Below are 21,045 nucleotides of genomic sequence, written 5' to 3' on the forward strand. Positions count from 1 at the left end.
CAGAATATATTTTAACTTACAAAACAACAAACAAATGATTAACATAATAAATAAAACAAATCTTGTTATTCTTTTAGTTGCCGGCATCATGGCTTCAGCTCAGGTAGCCATAGGAAAATCTTCCATTACCAGTACTTCAGTTTCATTAGAATTTGAAACCGGCAATAAAGGGATCATCCTTCCCTGGGTTACAAATACAGGAGCAGTTACGGGAGCTGTGAACGGAACCATTGCATATGATCTTTCAGACCATAAAGTAAAAGTAAAATACGCTTCAGGCTGGAAAGATCTTTCTGTAGACACTACAGGAACAACAGTAGATCCGATAACGAGTACAGATGGAGTTTTAATACAGAATCCATTAACTGAACAATCCGGAGCGAAAACTGCCATTGGAACACTGGGACCGGATCCTGGAATTCTGGTACTGGAAGATACTAATAAAGCAATGATTTTGCCTAAAGTTGCCAGCCCTCATCTCAATATAATTAATCCTGCTCCAGGGATGATGGTATATGATACAACAGCGAAACAGCTGGCCGTTTTTAATGGTAGTGTGTGGAGTTTCTGGAAACCTTGATATAGTATCATAAATATAATCCAATAGTTTTAGCCCCTTTTGGGGCTATTTCTATAATAGTGTGGCATGAGAAGAATATATCAAAACCGCACCATTGATACTCAGACAATTCTCTGATTGGCAAATTGATAAGATGTTAACATCCTGATCTGTTTTTTTGTAATATATTTAAAAAGTTTAATAATGTGCTTCAAGTCATAATTGCACTGGATATAAATTTGTATGCAAACAATGCTTCCTTTTTTTCTGGCAATCGTAACAGTTATCGTATTGCTGAACATGCTGGCTTCAAAACTAAAAGTCGCCTACCCGATATTGTTGGTGATAGGTGGTCTGTTTATAGGCTTTATTCCTGGTCTCCCTGTTATCCATATCAAACCGGATCTGATATTTCTGGTATTCCTTCCTCCTTTGTTGTTTTTTTCCGCAGGTGCCGCATCCTTTAAGGAAATGCGCAAGTGGTGGCGGATGATTGGAAGCTTTGCATTTCTGGTCGTATTTATTACGGCACTTGCGGTAGCTGTGGCTGCCAATTACTTTATCCCCGGCTTTTCTATAGGCCTTGGCTTTTTGCTTGGCGGCATTGTCTCACCACCAGATGCGGTAAGCACAGCTGCTATAACAAGATTTGTAAAAATTCCTAAAGTGCTTACTACCGTATTAGAAGGAGAAAGTCTTGTGAATGATGCTTCCTCACTTATTATTTTCCGTTTCGCACTAATAGCTGTGGGAACAGGCCAGTTCATTTGGCAGGATGCCACGCTCAGTTTTTTCTGGATGGTTCTTGGAGGTACAGGTATCGGACTGCTGTTAGGCTGGTTTTTTGTACAAATGCATAAACTACTACCTACGGATGCTCCTACAGATACGGTTTTTATTCTCATAGAGCCGTATATTATGTATTTGATCGCAGAACATGTACACAGCTCCGGAGTATTGGCCGTAGTAGCAGGCAGCTTATATATTTCCAAAAAATGGCTCGTTTTTCTAAGCAGTACCAGCCGCTTAAGAGTAGTTAACGTTTGGCAAAGCCTTATTTTTTTGTTAAACGGGATTGTTTTTTTCATTATTGGTTTAGCATTGCCGGATATCGTAAAGGGATTGAGAGCAGAAGGCATATCCTTAAGTACTGCTATTGGCTATGGAGTATTGATAACTGTGGTATTGATTGTTATCCGAATTATCTGCTGTTATGCTGCGCAAGCTGCTACTTTGATTTTCAGGAGAAAATCACTGCCTGCGGAAATTCCGTGGCGGGCATATCTGGTACCTTTGATTATGGGCTGGACTGGCATGCGTGGTGTTGTATCATTGGCAGCCGCGTTGTCAATACCTGTTATGTATAATGGTATAGCATTTCCACAGCGCAATCTTATCTTGCTGATAACATTTGTGGTCATATTCCTCACCTTGGTGATTCAGGGGCTTACCTTGCCTATCTTTATCAGAAAATCCAAAGTATTTGAACATCTCGTGCTTATAGATTCTCAGGAAGACGAACAGGAGAAAAAAATAAAAAACGGATTAAGAAAAGAAGTATATACGTTTTTGAAGAACAGATACGATGACGGGCATCTGCAAAACAGTGTTCTATTTCAAAAAATGATGCAGTATTGGGAAGAAAACGAAAAAGCCGATGATGATGAATGGATGAACGAGGAAACAAGACAGATTTACATAGAGTCACTCGATGCACAGCGAAAGTATCTTTCCGAGCTCAACAAACAACCGGATATAGACGAAGATCTTATTCGCCGGCAATTATATCTGTTAGACTTACAGGAAGAGCGTATGAAATTAGGATAGCAGCAACGAAATGACATCAATCAGATCAAAGTACTAAAATATCACCAGTAAGATTTGAATAAATCATTGATAGCACCTTTACTATTTATTCTTTTCAGATGATGGGATTGTAATCTCAGAATCAGTACTGCCTTATTTTTTGTGGTTAAATATAGAGTGAACCTATTTTGGGACGACTCGGTATTATCGATATTTACAATTATTTTTTATCTTGTTCAAACATGACTTCTCTATGCCGCATCCCCCATTGTACCAGAGCCTGAATAACATTATTGGCTTCTTTACCATAATCGGTGATAGAATAATTTACGGTAATAGGCTTGGTATCCATTACCTCACGACGAACCATTTTATTAAATTCCAAAGCTTTTAGTTCTTTTGAGAGCATTCTTGCCGAAATCCCTTCAATATCTTTCTCCATTTTTTTAAAGGTATTGTCAATCCCTGTTCTTGTCATCAGATAATGAACTATGAGTAAACTCCATTTATTGCCCAGCATATCCAAAGCATCTTGCATTGATCTTATGCCTGCTGTACAAGAAACAGGATCAGTTTTCGGTTTTTTTATCATATCGCTTACTTTTAAGTTACTAGTTACCTTTTGTTTACTCATAACAAATATATAGATTATTGACTGTACCTTTAAGTAATAAAAAAATCAAAAATGAAAAAAACAGTACTAATAACAGGAGGTAATAGTTTTATTGCAAAACATTTAAAACCCATGTTATTACAAAATTATAACGTAAAACTTTTAAGCCGGAATCCACAAAACAGCAATGAATACATATGGGATCTGGATGACTGGAGTATGGATGAGGCAGCCTTAGACGATGTGGAATACATTGTACATTTGGCAGGTTCCAAACTCAACGATGGCACTCCTCTCACAAAAGAAAGAATGAAACTGATATATGATACAAGAATCGGAGCAGCAGATTTTTTGAGAGAAAAGCTAAAAGCCCGCAATCAAAAATTAATAGGATTTGTTTCTGCTTCTGCTATTGGTTATTATGGATTTACCGATTCTACTTTGGAAATTGATGAAAATGGAGCAAAAGGAATAGGCTTTTCTGCCGACTTATGTGAAGATTGGGAAAAATCAGCCGACAGATTCAAAGCAGAACAGGTAGCCAGTCATGTATCTAAAATAAGAGTCTCCCTGGCATTGGGCAATAATGGAGGTATCTTTCCCATGTATAAGGAAATGATAAAGACAAATCCAAAGGCTGCGGCACAAGATAATACCGATTCTTTCGCCTGGAATCATGTGGAAGATATGGCGGGTATTTTCGATTTTGCTGTAACCCATAATTTGGATGGTGTTTATAACTCTGTAGCTCCAGTACCCGCTTCATTACAGGATGTGTTTAAAGCCATTTCAAACAATACTGCCGGGACAAACTATAATATTACTCCTTATGAAGGGAAGCACTTGGTGGCACACAAAATCATCAATGCAGGTTACCAATTCAAATATCCAACGATTGAAATGACTGTAAATAATCTTATAGTAACGGCATAATCAATAATCACAACAAAAAACAAATTATGAGCAATAGAAAAATAGAAAAAATATTGACCCCCAAACATTTCAATTGGGTAGGTGATGCGTTTTATACTACTTCATTTATTGGCAAAGATATACCCCGCACGAGAATGTCTCCGTTTTTTGCGGTAGGTTATAATGCGGACATTCATTTTAGTGCCAGGGAAATACCGAGAGGTGTAGGTGCACATCCTCATAAGGGATTTGAAACGGTAACCATAGCCTATAAGGGAAAAATAGAACATAAAGATAGTAAAGGAAACCATGGTGTCATAAGTGAAGGAGATGTACAATGGATGACAGCAGGTTCAGGAATTTTACATCAGGAATATCATGAAAAAGAATTTTCGAAAACTGGCGGAACTTTTCAAATGGTACAGATCTGGGTAAATCTACCCGCTAAAGACAAGGAAACTTCTCCTAAATATCAAAACTTATTATTTAATCAAATGACCCGGGTACCTGTAAGCGATAATGGTAGTTATATCAATGTAATTACTGGCAATTACCTGGGAAACAAAGGAAAAGGGAGTACTTTCTCACCTTTAGATATGTATAATGCTTATTTGAAAAAGGGAACAAAAGCTGATTTTACTTTTTCCAATATCTGGAACGCTGCAATCTTAGTAATAGAAGGAAGTGTAACAGTAAACAGCGATATCCTTTTGTCCAAAGACAGTTTTGCTATGTTTGAAAATAATGGTGGTGATACCTTTAACCTGGAATCCAGTAGTGATGACACCATCGTATTAGTAATGAGTGGAGAACCTTTAAACGAGCCTATAGCCCATTATGGCCCCTTTGTGATGAATACACAGGAGCAGCTGGCAAAAGCTTTTGAAGACTTTCAGAACGGAAAATTTGGGACATTATAATCTTCCACAAAATATGATGTCCACATTTTTTCAAAAACACAATGTGCCACGAATATGCCACAAAAATTAGGCGTATTTTTGAAAGCTTCAGCGATTCCCGTAAACAAAAAAATCCTGCAAATCATTAATTTTGCAGGATTTATATATTTTCTGATGCATTTTTCCAATATTTAAAATATACTTTAATTTATATGTAAAAGTGTGCTGCCTAAAAAGTATTAAGAAAATAAAATTTCATTACTCTAATTCAATAGGGTTATAACCTTTTTTATCAGTTTCACTTATTTTTGGTCTGTTTTGCCCCTCTGAAAATACAGTACCCATTTTTTCTAATTCATATTTAATATTGTCTCTGTAATTTGTGGTTGCTTGAGTTAATTCTTTTTTTGTGACTAACTTAGCATTTTGATAGTGTCTTTTATTTACTGTTATTATTTTTCCCTTCAACTTGCCACTTGATACCGATTTTACAAGTTCAAAATCATAATCCCCTGTTTTATCTGTTATTTTAACAATTAAACCTGGAAGACCACTAAATTTGTATGGTCCGTAAGGAAAAGGAACTTCCATTGAATACCAAGCTGTCCAATCTCTTCCCTTATAATGAACCTCTGCTTTTTTACAATGAATAGAATTAATTACTTTGGTTTCATCAATTAACTTCCAATCACGAATTACAGGGGTATTATAAGATAAGAGAGCAGTTCCAACTGACTCATAAAATTCCGAATTATCATTTGTCTGGATAATTAAAAATTTAAATTTTGATGATGGCAACCCTCTCATGTCAATATTAAAATTACTCCTATTTTTATTATACTGCTCCATGAAAAGAGAGTCAAATTTTAGCCTGTTTTCACTAATAAAAAAAGCACGTTTATCACTTATTTGCATTGTGAAAAGTTCCTTGTAAACCTTATCTCGATTTAGAGTATTAGGTTTGTATTGAAGTAAGTAGGTAAATTCTCCCCTTAATGAATCACCAGTAGCTGTTTGAGAAAACAAAAAAGAGAAAAAAAATAAAAATAGAATTGTTAAAGTTTGTTTCTTTGTGAAATTCATTACTGTTTTTTAAAAAAAATAATAAATCGTTCAAACAAGATTTATTATTTGAACAATTTTTTTGATTAATAATCATGACTTCTTTCCTGTTGAGTTTGAAGAAATGGCTAACTGATAAATCAGAAATTATAGTTGACAATAATTATCTTGAATTTTTTCTGCCCACTCTATCCATTGACTAGCAGTCCAGTCCTGACAAGTATATGCAGATGTACAACTTGCCTGAAATGTTCCACATTGCATTTGAAGTTTTTTCTTAGCTTTCTTAGTGCTTTTAGTAACCGTAGCTTCTTTTGCTTTAGAATTTACCTTCTCCACGTTTCCTTTTGCATTTGTAAAACCTGCTATACTAACCATAGCAATAAATAATAATTTTTTCATGATTGTAATAAATTTATAAAATTGATTAGCTAATATAAGATTACAAATCAATCAAATGAGAAAAATTTTATTATGTTAATTCACTCACTTAAAGCAAGTTAAATAGTTTAAATTAAAATATATAATTTATTTAATTACATTTCACACGAAAATGAAATATTTATTATAACATTGATTTGTTTATAGAATAAAATATTTTTTTATAATTATTAATTTACAGTAGTGTTATTGTGAGAACTGTGGCTTTATCCAGAATATGAAGTCTCGTTTCTAATTATAAGCTACCCTTTAATATATGATTCAACAACCTAAATGAACAACAAACCCCTTCCGTTATTACAGTTTTGGTAATACCCCTCTTTTTGAAATCAGATTTGTCTCTATCTATCTGAAAAAGGATAAAATATTTTTAGTTTGGACATCTTTAGAGATACAGCAATCAGTTTTGAACCTGAAAATTCACTAAATGAGATGCTGAGATAAGAAATGTAGGAAATTGTGGGGAAGAAACTTTATTAAAAAACAAAACCCACTGATAGTCAGTGGGTTTTATTTTTTAATACTTGCGGAGAGTGAGGGATTCGAACCCCCGGACCTGTTACAGTCAACAGTTTTCAAGACTGCCGCAATCGACCACTCTGCCAACTCTCCCTAAACTCCGGATATACCGTTGTTTTCAGTGGTGCAAATATAGAAAGTTTTTTATTACTGGCAAAATATTTTTTCAATAAAATTCGTATTCCTGTAGTTCTGATGGATATTTCCTTCTTGTCAAAAAAATAAAACCACCCTTTATTACCTCAACACCAGTGAATTAAAAACCAGAAATTCAAATCCATTTTAAATCAATATTTTTTCAATTCACGATCATTTATTTTCTATCCGTAGTAATATTCAGTAGTCATATCTCCGCTAAAGACCGGATACTCCTCCTGTTTTTTCATATTCAGTTCAAATAATCTTTCCCCTTCTTTATTTCCTCCACGTATTTCCAGAGCATACCATCCATTTTCCAGATTGAAAGTTACACTGTTCTCATCATTGATGGATGTAACATCTCTTAAATAACCTATACCTACTACTTTCACTTCGTTATTGGCAGTTTGAAATACCCAGCCTCCTGATTGAACCGCTTCTTCATCATGATTTAAAATTCGTTCATTATTTACAGAAACACGAAATGAATAATACCCCTCTTCTACCCCGATTATTGGAATAGCAATTCCCCGCTTTGTAATTTCATCTCCATGTTCATTTTCCACGAAATATTTCAGAATGTTATTGCCCGGCAGGTTATGTTCCTGCAGATATTTTGCTAAAAGCTGCGGGCTATATATCACAAAGCCTTTAAGTTCAGAAAATATTTTTTTCATATATAGTCGGATTGGATTTTCAATTTACTTCAATAATGCTGATGAAACCAACGTTTTCCTTTACCTGTTTCACATCATAATAGAGCACACATATTGTTTATCATTCATGGTGATACACAAATATAAAACCGTTATTCCTATCCAAAAAATTTTAATACACCAATCTGAAATTTTGTCGTAGTTCTACGACTTTTTTCAAACAACTCCAAAATAAATGATTAAAAATAAAAAACAACAATCTGTATATCAGTAAAATAATACGTAATTCATAAACAAATATTAAACATATTTTTACACCAAATAGGGAAATACAACAGAACAATACCATTGTTATGATAAAGACTATCATGAAAAAAACAGCCGCAGATTTTCTTATGCAACCGTTTTAAATTAAGAACAACTGATTTAGAAATTATAACTTCACACTCATATCCTGAACTTCTTCAGCCGAAAATCCATAGATCTGAGGGGTCTTTACATCAAGCAGATTCAGATAGATATAAATTTCGGCTCTATGGTGGATCTCATGTTCTATCATTGCCCGCAGCCATTTCCATATTGAAATTTCATTGTTGGCAGGGGTTAAACATTTACGGTTAAGATCCTCATCGGAAAGCTTGTTGATGATTTCCATGGTTTGACGATGCATTTCATTAAAAAACTGAACGGTATTTTCATAGCCGTCCGCAAGCTCCTTTCCACATCCGGGATAAGCACTTTTTCTGCCTGAAATAGTTTCTCCGTACATATATCTTTCGATCGCGGCGATATGCCTGATCTGATCACCGATGGTAAATTTTCCCGGTTTATAAGAAAAATCTATATGTTCTGGAGGAACAACAGCAATAATACGATTGGTTCTCTCTCTTATCTTCTCATAATAATCGATGAATGATTTAACAGATCTTATTTCCATTTTTTAACTGCTTTTAGCCAAATGATAAATTCATTTTATACTGTGAAGATAAGAAAATCCTGAGATGCAGATTTCCAATTTCCAATATATATTAAACCTTTTTAAACTTATTTTCTAAATAAGTTTAAAAAGGTTCCAAGTGTATAAAAAAATTGAAATACAATTTAAACGATCTCTAAGATTGTACAAACAAACTGTTTTCCTAACGCAATGTTTTCAATTTTAAAACTGTTGATTGTAAGTGAGCAAAGAATAGAATCAACTTCGTTGATTAGTCGAAGCTTGGGTATAAGCATACCGCTTCATCAGCAACAAAGTCACATCATTTTGCTCCCTTACAATAAAGGGTAATTATCCATAAACTTTGCATTAATAATTTTTAACACACACTTAAGTTCACATAAGATGAAAATCTTTGATTTTCAACAAGACTTTAGTGTACTTCTTATACACAAAGCATATAGCTTAAATAGCTTAAGTTTTTAAAATGCTTTTGTGCCTTTTCTGGTTTAGTAAAAAAGTTTAAACAGACTTATTATTTAAATTTATAAAAATCCCTAATAAGGGAGTATAAAATTTGGAAACTTACTAAATATCCGATATTTTAGTTGAAAAATAATCGTGATGAAAATATGGCTCTCTCTGTTTGCCTTTCTTTTGGGCTTCAAAAATACAGCAGCACAATCAACAAAAGCAGACAGCGAAAAATTACTCGAATATTATGAAACCCAACGCTATGCTGATGCTGCCGGTTATCTTCAAAGCATATATCCGGAAAATACTCAGGATGTAAAAGCCCTCTCACAAATAGCTTACTGTAATATGATGGCAGGAAAACTCCCGGAAGCAGAGAAAAGCTATTTGAAAATCAACACCATTCAGCCAGATAATTTACCGACACTTTTTAGCCTTGCCAGCATCAATTCCAGACGGGGAAATGTTTCCAATGCAAAATCTTATCTTCAGCAAATCATTCATCTGGACAGTCTTAACTTCAATGCTTATAAGCAACTGGCAGGCTATGCCGATACTCCTGAGATGAGACTCAAACTTCTAAAAAAAGCCAATGCGCTAAATAATACAGATCCTGATGTTGCTTACGATCTTTCTATGACTTACAAAGAACTCAGGCAAAACCAGCCTGCTTATGATATTTTAAAAACCGCTATTGCTGCCGACCCGGAAAACTTCACCCTGCGACAAGCTCAATTACCGATTGCCAATCTTTTGGGCAAATACACGGAAGTTATTGAAACAGGTGAAAAACTATTGAAAAACCGCGCCGATGCTAATGTAATGAATGATATGGGACAGGCATATTTTTATGTAAAAGATTACAAGAATTGCATTGTCCTTTATAAAGCCCTGGAAGAAATGGAGGTACAGAATGAAGGTACTTTATATTTTATGACATTAAGCTACCGTGAGTTGAAAGATTATGATAATGCTGCAATTTATGCTCAAAAAACTATTAATGAAGCTATTTCAGAACACACCACACTTTATTATGCTGCACTGGCCGGAATTTATGAAGCCAAGAATCAGTATAATGATGCTTTAACAGCTTATAAAAGAGGATTAACCTTTGGAACCAGTAATATCATTTATTATCGTTTGGGGCTTTTATATGATTTAAATCTGAAACAGCCTAAAAATGCGGCCACTTATTACCAGCTATATCTTAAAAACAAACCGGATCAGGAAAAGGAAAAAGAACAGATTGCCTATGCCAGAGACCGTATTACCAGTTCAAATGGTAAATAAAATCCGTTGTATAAGTAAATGTAAAATGTACCATACTTTAGTTTCCACATTTTTAAAAACAAAAGTATGTGATGATCGTCACAGGCAAAACAGTTATTGATCCTGTAATTTTGTCATCAATAAAAACAAGGTTTATGGAATACACCAACAAAAATGCAGCAGGAATATTATCAGGTTTCTGAATGAAGAAAATTTTGAAAAAGTGAATTACATTTTTTAAAAGACATAGTGTCCCCGCTCCAAAGCTTCAATCGTCATTAGGATAAATAACAAAAAATGATTTTACAATGAAAGAATTCGCATTGATTTTCAGATTGAAAGACATTTCCGACTTCAAACCAACACCTGAACAGATCCAAGAACGGATGAACTGGCTGGGAAGTATTGCTGCACAGAATAAACTGGCAGATAAAGGAAACACTCTTTTACCCGCTCCCGGAACTGCCAAAACCGTAAAAGCTGATCATATTGTAACAGATGGGCCTTATACTGAAATTAAAGAATTTATCAGCGGCTATATTATTGTAAGAGCAGAATCTATTGATGAGGCTGTTGAAATGGCCAAAGGGAACCCTATTTTTAAAATCGGAGGAAATATTGAAATACGTGAAGTTTTAAAAGTGTGATAAGGAGCTGTTATTGAAAACGAAAAAAGCAGGTGATTTACATTAAAAACATCTCGAAAAAAACCATAGTTTATGCCTTTGACTGAACAATATCAAGAATACATCGCATTCTATTTTCAATGGTATCTTTCGGAATTTCAATGAGGTGATAGCCATAGTCTCCATATACTTTTTTCATTTGTTCAAAAGTGAGAATAGCTGTTTCAAAAGTCTGTTTTCTTTCCTGATCATTTTCGTAAATCTCTTTCCAGGGCGGAAGGATCAATACATTGTTATTGTAGGTCATTTCTTTGGCTTTCAGCTCCATTTCTTTAGATATAGGAATATTTTCCAGTTTGAGATAGCCAATGCTGTCCGGTATTCCGCGGTCAAAGAATACAGGTCTCATATCATCAGTCTCAATCATCGTTTGATAAGTTTGTAAAGAGGCTTCAAACATCATATCAGCAAAAAGTCTTTTATTCATCCAGGGTAACCCTTCCCCACCGGAATCCATCTGTTCTTTAATAATTCGTCGTCCTTCTTCAGGTACAGTTGTAAACCCCTGATGGTTCAATGCTTTTATCAAAGTGGTCTTCCCCGAGCCAGGGCCGCCGGTAATAATCCAGAGTTTTGAATGATTCTGTTTCATGAAATTCAATTATTTTTGACACTCAATAAATTCATACAAAAACAGGAATATCCTCTCTGCAGAACTACTTGTTATTTTCAATAATGTGCCTGTAAGTCGCGATGCGGTCTTCTTCCCTATACATGTTACACAATATAAGGATATCGTCTGTATGGTATTTTTCCGAAATTTGCTGTAATCTTTGAGCAATAGATTGTGGAGTTTCTATAACAATTCTGTCTAAGATTGTAAAAAATTCTTCCTCATCTTCACTTCCTGATATTTTTTGTTCTACCATTTCGGGAGAAAAAACTGCATTGGGGCCAACTAATTTACGTGATTGTAAAAACTGATAAGCCATTCCATAAGCATTTCGTCTGGCATCTTCTATATTTTCTGCTACCGATACGGCAATGGCAATTTGCAAAAATGGATCAGAAGTATATTGAGTATTATCGAACTCTCTGACGTAGGCTTTTGTATTTTCTGCCCCACTTTCACTGTTCATAAACGCTGCAAATGAATATCCTACTCCATGTTTAGCGGCTTCCATAGCAGATGTCATACCAGAGCCCAGCCAGATGATTTCCGGTAACTGTTCTAAGTTTGCAGGTTGTGCTATAAGTTCTCCGTATAATCCTTTTTCTTCTTTTAAATACTGAATAATTTCTTCCAGCTTTGTTTCCAGATTGGATAAAATGACCGGTTTATGATTATTAAGTGCCATAACAGCATCTTTTAAACCGCCGGGAGCTTTTCCCAATCCGAGAATGAAACGTCCGGGATATAAAGTTCCCAGTAGTTTAGTCCACTCTGCTACTTTATAAGCAGAATAGTTTCTCATCATGATTCCGGCTGTGCCCACTTTGATACGCTTTGTTTTGCTTAAAATTATGGCTGCCAAAAGCTCGGGGCTTGAACTTCCATAGGCTTCCACTCCGTGATGTTCGGAATACATCATACTTTGAAATCCCATTTCTTCAGCAAACAAGGCAAGATTGATACTGTTTGTTAGTGCCGATCCTGCGCTTTTTCCCATGATAACCGGAGACTGATCTAATATCCCTAATTTCAGCTTCATTGTATTGAAATAGATTTAATGTGAAGGTATGAAAAAAGCTTTTATTCAAAAGAATTTAAATTTAATAAAAACCCCTCGCCAAGGCAAGGGGTTTACTTTATAACACTACGGGTTTCTTTTTACATTGTAAATAACTAAATCTATTCCTGCATAATTTTATTCACTTCATTAAATTCATTTTCAATGGCCATATCCGGCTTATAGGTGAGTAATGAAACAATAATGTTTGTGAGCAAAGAAAGTGTAAATCCTGGAATGATTTCATACCAGTCCTTCAATGGATGCTGAAGATATACCCATACCAATACGGTTATTCCTCCAACCAGCATTCCTGCAAAACCTCCCTGCCAGGTTGTTTTTTTCCATAAAAGAGAAAGAAGAATGAGTGGTCCGAATGCTGAACCAAATCCTGCCCAGGCATTTCCCACCAGGTTCAGGATACTGTCTTTCGGATCTAGTGATAAAAGTACAGCAATAACAGCCACCAGTAATACGGAAAGCCTGCTGGCAATCAATAATTGTTTTGGTGTTGCTTTTTTATTCAGGAAAGCTTTATAGATGTCTTCCGTTAATGAGCTTGATGTTACCAGTAACTGGGAAGAAATTGTACTCATTACTGCCGCCAGAATAGCTGTCAAAAGAAATCCTGCAATAAAAGGATGAAATAATATACGGGAGAAATAAATAAAAATAGTCTCGGCTTCTGTTTTTGACCCGTCAAATTTCATCATAGTCTGAAGATCAAACTTCTGCAGATAAGCAATTCCAACCAAACCAATTGCTAAAGCTCCGGCAACTGTAAAGATCATCCATGTGATCCCTATTCTTCTTGCTTTGACAAGATCCTTTGGCTTATCAATCGCCATAAAACGAACCAGGATATGAGGCTGCCCGCAATACCCCAGACCCCAGGCCAATAAAGAGAGAATACTTACAGTGGTTGTTCCCCTGAACAGATCCAGATATTTAGGATCTTTGGCTTTAATCAATGAAAATGTTTCTCCAAGGCTTCCGATCTGAGAAATTGCTACAATCGGTACAATAACCAGAGCTAATACCATAATGGTTCCCTGCACAAAGTCTGTAAGGCTTACAGCCAGAAATCCTCCCAAAAATGTATATAATACGACCACTAAACTGGTCAACAATAACCCTACGGTATAATCCATTCCGAAAGCAGACTCAAACAGCTTTCCTCCGGATACCATTCCTGCTGAAGTATAAAGTGTAAAGAAGACCAGAATAAAAATGGATGAAGTGATCTTCAAAAGATGATTTTTATTTTTAAACCTGTTTTCAAAAAATACGGGTAATGTAATGGCATTCTGCGCTACTTCCGTATAAATCCGCAACCTTGGCGCTACAATGATGTAATTAAGATAAGCACCTATCGTTAAACCTATTGCAATCCATGCGCTGGAAATTCCGGAAAGGTACATTGCTCCCGGAACACCCATTAAGAGCCATCCGCTCATATCGGCTGCTCCTGCCGACAGTGCGGTTACTGCAGCTCCCATCTTTCTTCCTCCTATTAAAAATTCTTCCGAATTACTTGTTGATTTTCTATAAGAATATATGCCTATACCTATCATTAATAATAGATACAACCCCACAGAAATCCCTTCATATACTTGCATATCATTTTTTTTATGAAGTCGAATATAGCCATTTTTTAAGAAATATACAGATCGCTTTTTCTGAAAAATCAGTGTATAAATAAGACCAACCTCTTTATTTAAAGGTTAAAATATTCAAAAATTTATTTTTATCACTACTAGTTGAAAAAAATCATTTTAATTTTTGCATTTTATAAAAAAAAGTGAAGTAAAATAAATAATTTATATAAAAATTAAATACAAATCAACAAATCAACAAACAACACCTAATTATTTTAACAAATCCGTTTTTTAATTCATAAATAATTATATTTTTACAAACGTCAACACTAAAAAAAACAATTATGAGAAATTTAAAAATTATTACACTCATTGCAGGAATTGCTTTATTGGGATCTTGCCAGAAAAATGAAGAGATGGACGTAAAGCAGCCGGAGCCGGAACAGCAGATCCATGCAATGGGAGCATTATTTGTGAATGAAACCACTTATGAATCTTTTGAAAAAGTAGATGTAGATGCTTTACTTTTAAAATACAAAGGAAAAAATGGAGCTTCTGCAAAAGTTGTTCCTTCAAGTTACTTTGTTTCCGGGCAGCCTGCAGTCGGAAATCAGGGAAAAGAAGGTTCTTGTGTAGGATGGGCTACAGCCTATGCGGCAGCAAGTATTCTTGAAGCCAATTTTAAAGGGATAACCCAGCCAAGAAGTCCGGAATATGTATACAATCAAATCAAGCAAGGATCTTGCGATGCAGGTTCTTATCCTAAAGATGCTTTAAACCTTATTAAAAATCAAGGGGTATGTAGCTTAACAGAAATGCCATATAATGATACCGAATGCAGTACTCAACCTAATGCTTCACAAAAAAATGCTGCGAGTACACATAAATTTATAAAATGGGCTACTGTAAGTAATTCCAATATTAATGATGTAAAGAACCTTCTAAGTATGAATCTTCCTGTAATCATTGGAATCACGGTGGATGAAGAAATCAAAAACCTTGCTAATACAGGCTGGATATTGAAAAAACGTTCGGGGAAGGTTCTTGGAGGGCACGCAATCTGTGTAGTAGGATATGATGATGCGAAGCAAGCTTTTAAAATTCAAAATTCATGGGGAACTTCCTGGGCAGATAACGGATATTTCTGGATAGACTACAACTTCTTTGCTAAGAATGCCAGCTTTGGCGGAGGTGTTGTAAGAGAAACATATGTAGCATATGTACAATAATAGGATAATAGAATAAAAAACAATACCGGCATCATACGCCGGTATTATTTTTTATAATATAAGGTGCAGTAAATTTTAAAAGATTGTTTTATTCCCTTTATTTTCATTTATTTATATCAATTCCAAATAATTTTAATTTTCACCACTAATTATCATAAATATTTAATACTTTAGCTTAATAATTTGAAGCGAATGGGAATACTCCTTAAACCGATTGATATTGTAGATGACATTTCACAAGAAGAATTCCGTGAAAAATATCTAAAGCCATGCAAGCCAGTGGTAATCAGAAATATGGCAAGAAAATGGCCTGCATATCAAAAATGGACCATGGAGTACATGAAGGAAGTGGTGGGCGACGTTACTGTTCCTTTGTACGACAGCTCCAAGGCTGATCCTGCAGCCCCCATCAATACCCCAACAGCAAAAATGCAGTTTGGTGACTATGTAGACCTGATTCAGCGGGAACCTACGGATCTCAGAATCTTTTTCTTTGATCCCATTAAATTTGCCCCTAAATTATTGGAAGATTATATCCCGCCAAAGAACCTGATGGGCGGATTTTTAGATAAATACCCAAGTATGTTTTTTGGAGGAAAAGGATCTGTAACGTTCCTTCATTATGATATTGATATGCCTCATATCTTCCATACTCACTTCAATGGAAGAAAGCATGTGCTTCTTTTTGAATATAAATGGAAATCCCGTCTGTATAAACTTCCTTATGCCACTTATGCATTGGAAGATTATGATATCGCCAACCCTGATTTTGAAAAATTCCCGGCACTGGATGGTATTGAAGGTATTGAATGCTTTTTAGAGCACGGTGATACACTCTTTATGCCTACCGGATGGTGGCACTGGATGAAATATCTGGACGGTTCATTCTCAATTTCTCTTCGTGCATGGGACAAAAGCTGGGCAGTAAAGGCACATTCATTATGGAATCTTGCTATTCAGCGTAATTTTGACAACTTTATGAAGGCCCGATACAAAAAAAGATATATGGACTGGAAAGAAAGAAAAGCTGTTGAAAAAGCCAATATCGCCTTGAAAAAAGGGCTTCCAAAATAAACTATAAAAAATCCGGACTTTCTCCGGATTTTTTGTTTGGTTCCTGTCTTTTATTATACAGCTTCTTCATTCTCTTAAAATAACTGTATATATTCAAAATAATGATGAGCTGTGCCGGGTTTCCCAGTGCAGTTTTTTATTGAAATCCTTTTGTATTAACAATTATTAAAAAAACCTTAATTTTCTCTTCAACTCACTCTCCAGGCAGACTTTTAATTTTGATGAGTTTTTAATCTAATCAAAAGAAAAGTGAAGAAAGTTTTTACCTCTGTTTTGTTTTGTGCTTCCATTTTTTTCTATGCACAAACCGGTTCTCTTACCGGAAATATCAATGACGATTCTAAAATTGCATTGCCGGGAGCGAAAATCTCCTTAAGCCCTGGAAATATCTATACCACTTCCGATGAACATGGGAACTTTGTTTTTCTAAATGTTCCACCAGGAAATTATACCATGAAGATTGATTATCTGGGATATGGAACGCATGAGTATAATGTAATTGTTGAGTCTGAAAAAAATACCCGACAGAACATTGTTTTCGATAAAAAAGAAACATCTATTGCGGCTATCGTTGTTTCCGGAGCTACTTTGAAGAACCAGGCAAGGGCTTTAAACAAACAGAAAAATAATGCCAACATTACAAATGTGATCTCTTCAGACCAGATCGGACGTTTTCCTGATGCCAATATCGGAGATGCTTTGAAAAGGGTTCCGGGAATCACCATACAAAATGATCAGGGTGAGGCCAGAAACCTTATCATCAGGGGTCTCGCACCTAATCTGAACTCCGTTACCCTGAATGGAGACAGAATTCCATCTGCCGAAGGAGATAACCGTAATGTACAGATGGATCTTATTCCTTCTGACATGATCTCTACCATAGAAGTAAATAAAACATTAACTCCTGACATGGATGCAGATGCGATCGGCGGTTCTGTAAACCTTATTACCAGAGCTTCCCCGAACGGACAAAGAATTTCTGCAACACTGGCAGGTGGATACAATCCGATTCGTGAAAAAGGAAATTATACTGCAGGATTTGTGTATGGAAACCGGTTTTTGGATAAGAAACTAGGTGCAGTATTTAGTTTTTCCTATAACAACAACAATTTCGGTTCGGATAATATAGAACCTGTATGGAGCCAGGCCAATGATATGGCAAAGTCTGTTTACGTAAGCAAAATGGGTGTACGTTATTATAATGAACACCGCATCAGACACAGTTTTGATCTTAATATGGATTATGAATTCAATTCAAAAAATAAGATCTATGCTTCTGCAATGTATAATTTCAGAAATGACAAGGAAAACAGATTTGCATTAGGCTATAAAATAAAACCGGTCTACAATACTGATGAAACTGAGATCACAGGCTGGAAAGGCAGCATCACAAGACAGAATAAAGGCGGTGATGCAGATAATGATAATACCCGTCTGGAAAAACAAAAAGTTCAGAACTATGCGTTAAGGGGTGAACATTTACTGGGATCTAAAGTAGATCTGGACTGGTCTATGAACTATGCCACCGCAAGCGAAGATAAGCCTCACCAAAGATATATAGAGTTTGAAAACAGCAAAATGAATTTCGCACCTGATCTTAGTGATCCGGGAAAACCCATGTTCAATCTTCTTGCTCCGGATAATTTAGGCAGCTACAAATTGAGTGATCTTTCAGATGCCAACAGCTTTACACAGGAAAAAGAATTTGGGGCAAAAGTGAATGTGCGGTTCCCTCTTTCTGTGATTGACGGACAGAAAGGGCGCCTTCGTACCGGTCTTCGTATGCGTTTGAAAGAAAAGGAAAGAAACAATGATTTCTATGCCTTTAATCCGGTTAATAATATGGGAAGCCTTCTCTCTGTACCCACAATAAATCTTGATGGCCATAACTTCCAGGCAGGAAATTATGTTCCGGGAACTTTTGTTGATCCGTCTTATCTTGGGAGTCTGGATCTGTTCAATCCTGCCCTGTTCACTGGAAAGCTGAAACCAGAAAAGTATCTTTCAAGCAATTATAATGCAAAGGAACAGATTTATGCAGGTTATATCCGTTGGGATCAGGATTTTAATGATAAGCTGTCTATGATTGTAGGAGCCCGTTTTGAAACTACAAAAATTGACTATACCGGAAATTACGTTCTGAACGAAACAGATCTTGTAGGAAAGATCAATAATACGAATACTTATACCAACGTACTTCCTAATATTTCCTTCAAATATGTTCCGGTACAGGACCTCGTGCTTCGTGCAGCATTTACTACGGCACTTGCCCGTCCTAACTATTACTCATTGGTTCCTTATCTTAACGTGATTTCAGAAGATGAGATTGTTTCCGCCGGAAATCCGAACCTGAAGGCCACTTATGCTTATAATTTTGATTTCATGGCTGAAAAGTATTTTAAATCTGTGGGGATTCTTTCCGGAGGTATTTTTTATAAGAACCTGAACGATTTTATTTATACTTATTCCAAAAGAAATTATACGGCCAATGATTTTGCCAATGATTTCGCCGGACAATCCAACCCTATCCCTGCCGGGGAAAGTAACTGGAAATTCACTCAGCAGCGTAATGGTGACAATGTTGATATTTACGGTTTTGAAGTAGCATTGCAAAGACAGCTTGATTTTATTCCGGGAGCATTCTGGAAAGGCTTAGGCGTTTATGTTAATTATACCTATACGAAATCCAAAGCAAAAGGAATTACCAATGAAGATGGTGTGGAAAGAACAGATGTGGGACTTCCGGGTGCTGCTCCCCATATGTTCAACGGATCTCTTTCATGGGAAAACAAACGTTTTTCAGCCAGAGTGTCTATGAATTATGCTTCTCATTATATTGATGAACTGGGTGGAAATTCTTTTGACGACCGTTATTACGACAAGCAGTTCTTCCTTGATGCCAATGCTTCTTATAAGATTACAAGCCAGCTGAGGATTTTCGCAGAAGCCAATAATCTGACGAATCAGCCGTTAAGGTACTACCAGGGAATTCAGAGCAGAACTTCCCAGGCTGAATATTACAGACCAAGGTTTACTTTAGGGTTAAAATTTGATTTTTAAAATAATGAAAAAGATAAAATATATACCGGCTGTTCTCATTTTTCCTTTTGTGATCAGCTGTACAGGGCAAAAACAATTAGCAGAGAAACTGAAACCAACGATTATTACTGAAACAGTTGTTCATGATACTGATGATCCCGCCATATGGATTCATCCTCAGGATGCTTCAAAAAGCCTTGTCATAGGGACAGATAAAGATACTGATGGTGGTCTGTATGCCTTTGATCTTAACGGAAAGATTGTCAACAAAGTTTTAGGATTAAAACGTCCTAATAATGTAGATATTGAATATGGATTTGTTTTAAATGGGAAAAAAACAGACATTGCAGCCACCACCGAAAGGGAAACCAATAAAGTAAAACTATATTCACTTCCTGACCTGAAAGAAGTTGGCGAAATCTCGGTATTTGACGGAGAAACGGAACGCGGCCCAATGGGAATTTCCATGTATAAATCTGAATCAGGAGAAATTTATGCCATTGTAGGAAGAAAATCCGGTCCTGCTGACGGTTATCTCTGGCAATATAAACTTTCTGAAAAGAATGGCTTCATTACAGGAGAAGTCATCCGTAAGTTTGGAAAATACAGCGGGTTAAAAGAAATAGAAAGTATTGCAGTGGATGATGAGGCAGGCTTTGTCTATTATTCCGACGAACAGTTCGGGGTTCATAAATACTATGCAGATCCGCATAAAGGAAATGATGAACTGGCTGTTTTCGGGAAAGGTGATTTTAAATCTGATGTAGAAGGAATTTCGATCTATCCTACTTCTAAAAATACAGGATACATTCTTGTTTCTAATCAGCAGAATGATACATTTAATGTTTATTTAAGAGAAGATCCGGCCAAAGGAAGAATTGCAGAAATCCCTGTCTCTACTCTTGAAAGCGATGGTTCTGAAGTAACCCCTATTAATTTGGGTCCAAAGTTCCCTAAAGGAATGTTCGTAGCTATGAGCAATGGAAGAATATTCCATTTCTATGACTGGAGATTGATTGAAAAAAGAATTAAAGAAGCTTTAAAGACAGCTCAGAAATAATATTTTCAGCCATTAAGATTGACAAGGTATTCTATTCATAATATTATCTCAAAAAGGATGATCTTGATACTTTATTAATCTTAATGGTTTGTTTATTCTTAAACGCAAAGCAGATTTTATTTTGAGCATATTTCAAGGAAGCTAAGAATGAATCGATTATAAATCGATGGATGAAGCCAACCGTTTATTTTCATGCTTATTCAGTGACAAAGCCGCAACTCTTCGCTCTCTTTAATGATCAATTTTATGATGAACTTTGCGTTGGAAAATATAGAACAGAATAAGTTCTTCTTAAACGCAAAGCAGATTTTATATTGAGCTATACTTCAAGGAAGCTAAGAATGAATCGATTATAAATCGATGGATGAAGCCAACCGTTTATTTTCATGCTTATTCAGTGACAA

At 35.7% G+C, this 21,045-nt stretch carries 18 protein-coding genes and 1 tRNA gene; 10 read left to right on the forward strand and 9 right to left on the reverse strand.

The window, feature by feature from the left end; genetic code table 11:
- Positions 1 to 34: 34 nt before the first annotated feature.
- A complete protein-coding gene (locus tag F3J23_RS12070; protein WP_167028951.1) occupies positions 35 to 580 on the forward strand; it encodes a hypothetical protein in 546 nt (181 codons plus the stop codon).
- A gap of 231 nt (positions 581 to 811) precedes the next feature.
- Positions 812 to 2,386, forward strand: a complete 1,575-nt coding sequence (locus F3J23_RS12075) for a Na+/H+ antiporter (protein WP_317167724.1) — start codon at positions 812 to 814, stop codon at positions 2,384 to 2,386.
- Between the two features lie 199 nt (positions 2,387 to 2,585).
- Here the strand turns inward: F3J23_RS12075 and F3J23_RS12080 are convergent, their stop codons facing one another.
- On the reverse strand, positions 2,586 to 2,957 hold the full coding sequence (locus tag F3J23_RS12080) for a winged helix-turn-helix transcriptional regulator (RefSeq protein ID WP_167028957.1): 372 nt from the start codon (positions 2,955 to 2,957) through the stop codon (positions 2,586 to 2,588).
- Between the two features lie 93 nt (positions 2,958 to 3,050).
- On the opposite strand from F3J23_RS12080, the gene F3J23_RS12085 reads away from it, so the two are divergent.
- Positions 3,051 to 3,911, forward strand: coding sequence for an NAD-dependent epimerase/dehydratase family protein (locus F3J23_RS12085; RefSeq protein ID WP_167028960.1), 861 nt, complete (start codon positions 3,051 to 3,053; stop codon positions 3,909 to 3,911).
- Positions 3,912 to 3,937: 26 nt separating this feature from the next.
- The gene (locus F3J23_RS12090; protein ID WP_167028963.1) at positions 3,938 to 4,810 is read left to right on the forward strand and encodes a pirin family protein; all 873 of its coding nucleotides are present in this window, start codon (positions 3,938 to 3,940) and stop codon (positions 4,808 to 4,810) included.
- Between the two features lie 237 nt (positions 4,811 to 5,047).
- On the opposite strand, the gene F3J23_RS12095 is transcribed toward F3J23_RS12090, so the two are convergent.
- From F3J23_RS12095 to F3J23_RS12115, 5 genes are all read right to left on the reverse strand, one after another.
- Positions 5,048 to 5,872, reverse strand: a complete 825-nt coding sequence (locus F3J23_RS12095; protein WP_167028966.1) for a GLPGLI family protein — start codon at positions 5,870 to 5,872, stop codon at positions 5,048 to 5,050.
- Between the two features lie 126 nt (positions 5,873 to 5,998).
- Complete coding sequence (locus F3J23_RS12100) at positions 5,999 to 6,253, reverse strand: hypothetical protein (protein WP_167028969.1); 255 nt, start codon at positions 6,251 to 6,253, stop codon at positions 5,999 to 6,001.
- A 566-nt stretch (positions 6,254 to 6,819) separates the two neighbouring features.
- Positions 6,820 to 6,904: transfer RNA gene (locus F3J23_RS12105), tRNA-Ser, on the reverse strand.
- A 227-nt stretch (positions 6,905 to 7,131) separates the two neighbouring features.
- Positions 7,132 to 7,626, reverse strand: a complete 495-nt coding sequence (locus F3J23_RS12110) for a hypothetical protein (protein ID WP_167028972.1) — start codon at positions 7,624 to 7,626, stop codon at positions 7,132 to 7,134.
- A gap of 412 nt (positions 7,627 to 8,038) precedes the next feature.
- A complete protein-coding gene (locus F3J23_RS12115) occupies positions 8,039 to 8,542 on the reverse strand; it encodes a DinB family protein (RefSeq protein ID WP_167028975.1) in 504 nt (167 codons plus the stop codon).
- 624 nt (positions 8,543 to 9,166) lie between these two features.
- On the opposite strand from F3J23_RS12115, the gene F3J23_RS12120 reads away from it, so the two are divergent.
- Positions 9,167 to 10,306 carry a tetratricopeptide repeat protein gene (locus F3J23_RS12120; protein WP_167028978.1) on the forward strand — a complete coding sequence of 380 codons (1,140 nt, stop codon included), beginning with the start codon at positions 9,167 to 9,169 and terminating at the stop codon, positions 10,304 to 10,306.
- Between the two features lie 287 nt (positions 10,307 to 10,593).
- Positions 10,594 to 10,932 carry a YciI family protein gene (locus F3J23_RS12125; RefSeq protein ID WP_167028981.1) on the forward strand — a complete coding sequence of 113 codons (339 nt, stop codon included), beginning with the start codon at positions 10,594 to 10,596 and terminating at the stop codon, positions 10,930 to 10,932.
- A 70-nt stretch (positions 10,933 to 11,002) separates the two neighbouring features.
- Here the strand turns inward: F3J23_RS12125 and F3J23_RS12130 are convergent, their stop codons facing one another.
- From F3J23_RS12130 to putP, 3 genes are all read right to left on the reverse strand, one after another.
- Positions 11,003 to 11,563, reverse strand: a complete 561-nt coding sequence (locus F3J23_RS12130; RefSeq protein WP_167028984.1) for an AAA family ATPase — start codon at positions 11,561 to 11,563, stop codon at positions 11,003 to 11,005.
- A gap of 64 nt (positions 11,564 to 11,627) precedes the next feature.
- Complete coding sequence (locus F3J23_RS12135; protein ID WP_167028987.1) at positions 11,628 to 12,623, reverse strand: MsnO8 family LLM class oxidoreductase; 996 nt, start codon at positions 12,621 to 12,623, stop codon at positions 11,628 to 11,630.
- 140 nt (positions 12,624 to 12,763) lie between these two features.
- Entirely contained in the window at positions 12,764 to 14,260 is a 1,497-nt protein-coding gene (putP, locus tag F3J23_RS12140; protein ID WP_167028990.1) for a sodium/proline symporter PutP, read from the reverse strand.
- Positions 14,261 to 14,583: 323 nt separating this feature from the next.
- On the opposite strand from putP, the gene F3J23_RS12145 reads away from it, so the two are divergent.
- The 4 genes from F3J23_RS12145 (at position 14,584) to F3J23_RS12160 (ending at position 20,641) form a co-directional block, all read left to right on the forward strand.
- Positions 14,584 to 15,468, forward strand: coding sequence for a C1 family peptidase (locus tag F3J23_RS12145; RefSeq protein ID WP_167028993.1), 885 nt, complete (start codon positions 14,584 to 14,586; stop codon positions 15,466 to 15,468).
- Between the two features lie 192 nt (positions 15,469 to 15,660).
- Positions 15,661 to 16,542, forward strand: a complete 882-nt coding sequence (locus F3J23_RS12150) for a cupin-like domain-containing protein (RefSeq protein WP_167028996.1) — start codon at positions 15,661 to 15,663, stop codon at positions 16,540 to 16,542.
- A gap of 249 nt (positions 16,543 to 16,791) precedes the next feature.
- Positions 16,792 to 19,602, forward strand: coding sequence for a TonB-dependent receptor (locus tag F3J23_RS12155; RefSeq protein WP_167028999.1), 2,811 nt, complete (start codon positions 16,792 to 16,794; stop codon positions 19,600 to 19,602).
- A 4-nt stretch (positions 19,603 to 19,606) separates the two neighbouring features.
- A complete protein-coding gene (locus tag F3J23_RS12160; RefSeq protein WP_167029002.1) occupies positions 19,607 to 20,641 on the forward strand; it encodes a phytase in 1,035 nt (344 codons plus the stop codon).
- Positions 20,642 to 21,045: the final 404 nt, after the last annotated feature.

Source organism: Chryseobacterium sp. Tr-659 (assembly GCF_011752975.1).
Taxonomy (GTDB): domain Bacteria; phylum Bacteroidota; class Bacteroidia; order Flavobacteriales; family Weeksellaceae; genus Chryseobacterium.

Excerpts from the sequence above, each read along its gene's own strand:
- F3J23_RS12070 (WP_167028951.1), top strand. The coding sequence starts at position 35 with ATGATTAACATAATAAATAAAACAAATCTTGTTATTCTTTTAGTTGCC.
- F3J23_RS12075 (WP_317167724.1), top strand. The coding sequence starts at position 812 with ATGCTTCCTTTTTTTCTGGCAATCGTAACAGTTATCGTATTGCTGAAC.
- F3J23_RS12080 (WP_167028957.1), bottom strand. The coding sequence starts at position 2,957 with ATGATAAAAAAACCGAAAACTGATCCTGTTTCTTGTACAGCAGGCATA.
- F3J23_RS12085 (WP_167028960.1), top strand. The coding sequence starts at position 3,051 with ATGAAAAAAACAGTACTAATAACAGGAGGTAATAGTTTTATTGCAAAA.
- F3J23_RS12090 (WP_167028963.1), top strand. The coding sequence starts at position 3,938 with ATGAGCAATAGAAAAATAGAAAAAATATTGACCCCCAAACATTTCAAT.
- F3J23_RS12095 (WP_167028966.1), bottom strand. The coding sequence starts at position 5,872 with ATGAATTTCACAAAGAAACAAACTTTAACAATTCTATTTTTATTTTTT.
- F3J23_RS12100 (WP_167028969.1), bottom strand. The coding sequence starts at position 6,253 with ATGAAAAAATTATTATTTATTGCTATGGTTAGTATAGCAGGTTTTACA.
- F3J23_RS12110 (WP_167028972.1), bottom strand. The coding sequence starts at position 7,626 with ATGAAAAAAATATTTTCTGAACTTAAAGGCTTTGTGATATATAGCCCG.
- F3J23_RS12115 (WP_167028975.1), bottom strand. The coding sequence starts at position 8,542 with ATGGAAATAAGATCTGTTAAATCATTCATCGATTATTATGAGAAGATA.
- F3J23_RS12120 (WP_167028978.1), top strand. The coding sequence starts at position 9,167 with ATGAAAATATGGCTCTCTCTGTTTGCCTTTCTTTTGGGCTTCAAAAAT.
- F3J23_RS12125 (WP_167028981.1), top strand. The coding sequence starts at position 10,594 with ATGAAAGAATTCGCATTGATTTTCAGATTGAAAGACATTTCCGACTTC.
- F3J23_RS12130 (WP_167028984.1), bottom strand. The coding sequence starts at position 11,563 with ATGAAACAGAATCATTCAAAACTCTGGATTATTACCGGCGGCCCTGGC.
- F3J23_RS12135 (WP_167028987.1), bottom strand. The coding sequence starts at position 12,623 with ATGAAGCTGAAATTAGGGATATTAGATCAGTCTCCGGTTATCATGGGA.
- putP (WP_167028990.1), bottom strand. The coding sequence starts at position 14,260 with ATGCAAGTATATGAAGGGATTTCTGTGGGGTTGTATCTATTATTAATG.
- F3J23_RS12145 (WP_167028993.1), top strand. The coding sequence starts at position 14,584 with ATGAGAAATTTAAAAATTATTACACTCATTGCAGGAATTGCTTTATTG.
- F3J23_RS12150 (WP_167028996.1), top strand. The coding sequence starts at position 15,661 with ATGGGAATACTCCTTAAACCGATTGATATTGTAGATGACATTTCACAA.
- F3J23_RS12160 (WP_167029002.1), top strand. The coding sequence starts at position 19,607 with ATGAAAAAGATAAAATATATACCGGCTGTTCTCATTTTTCCTTTTGTG.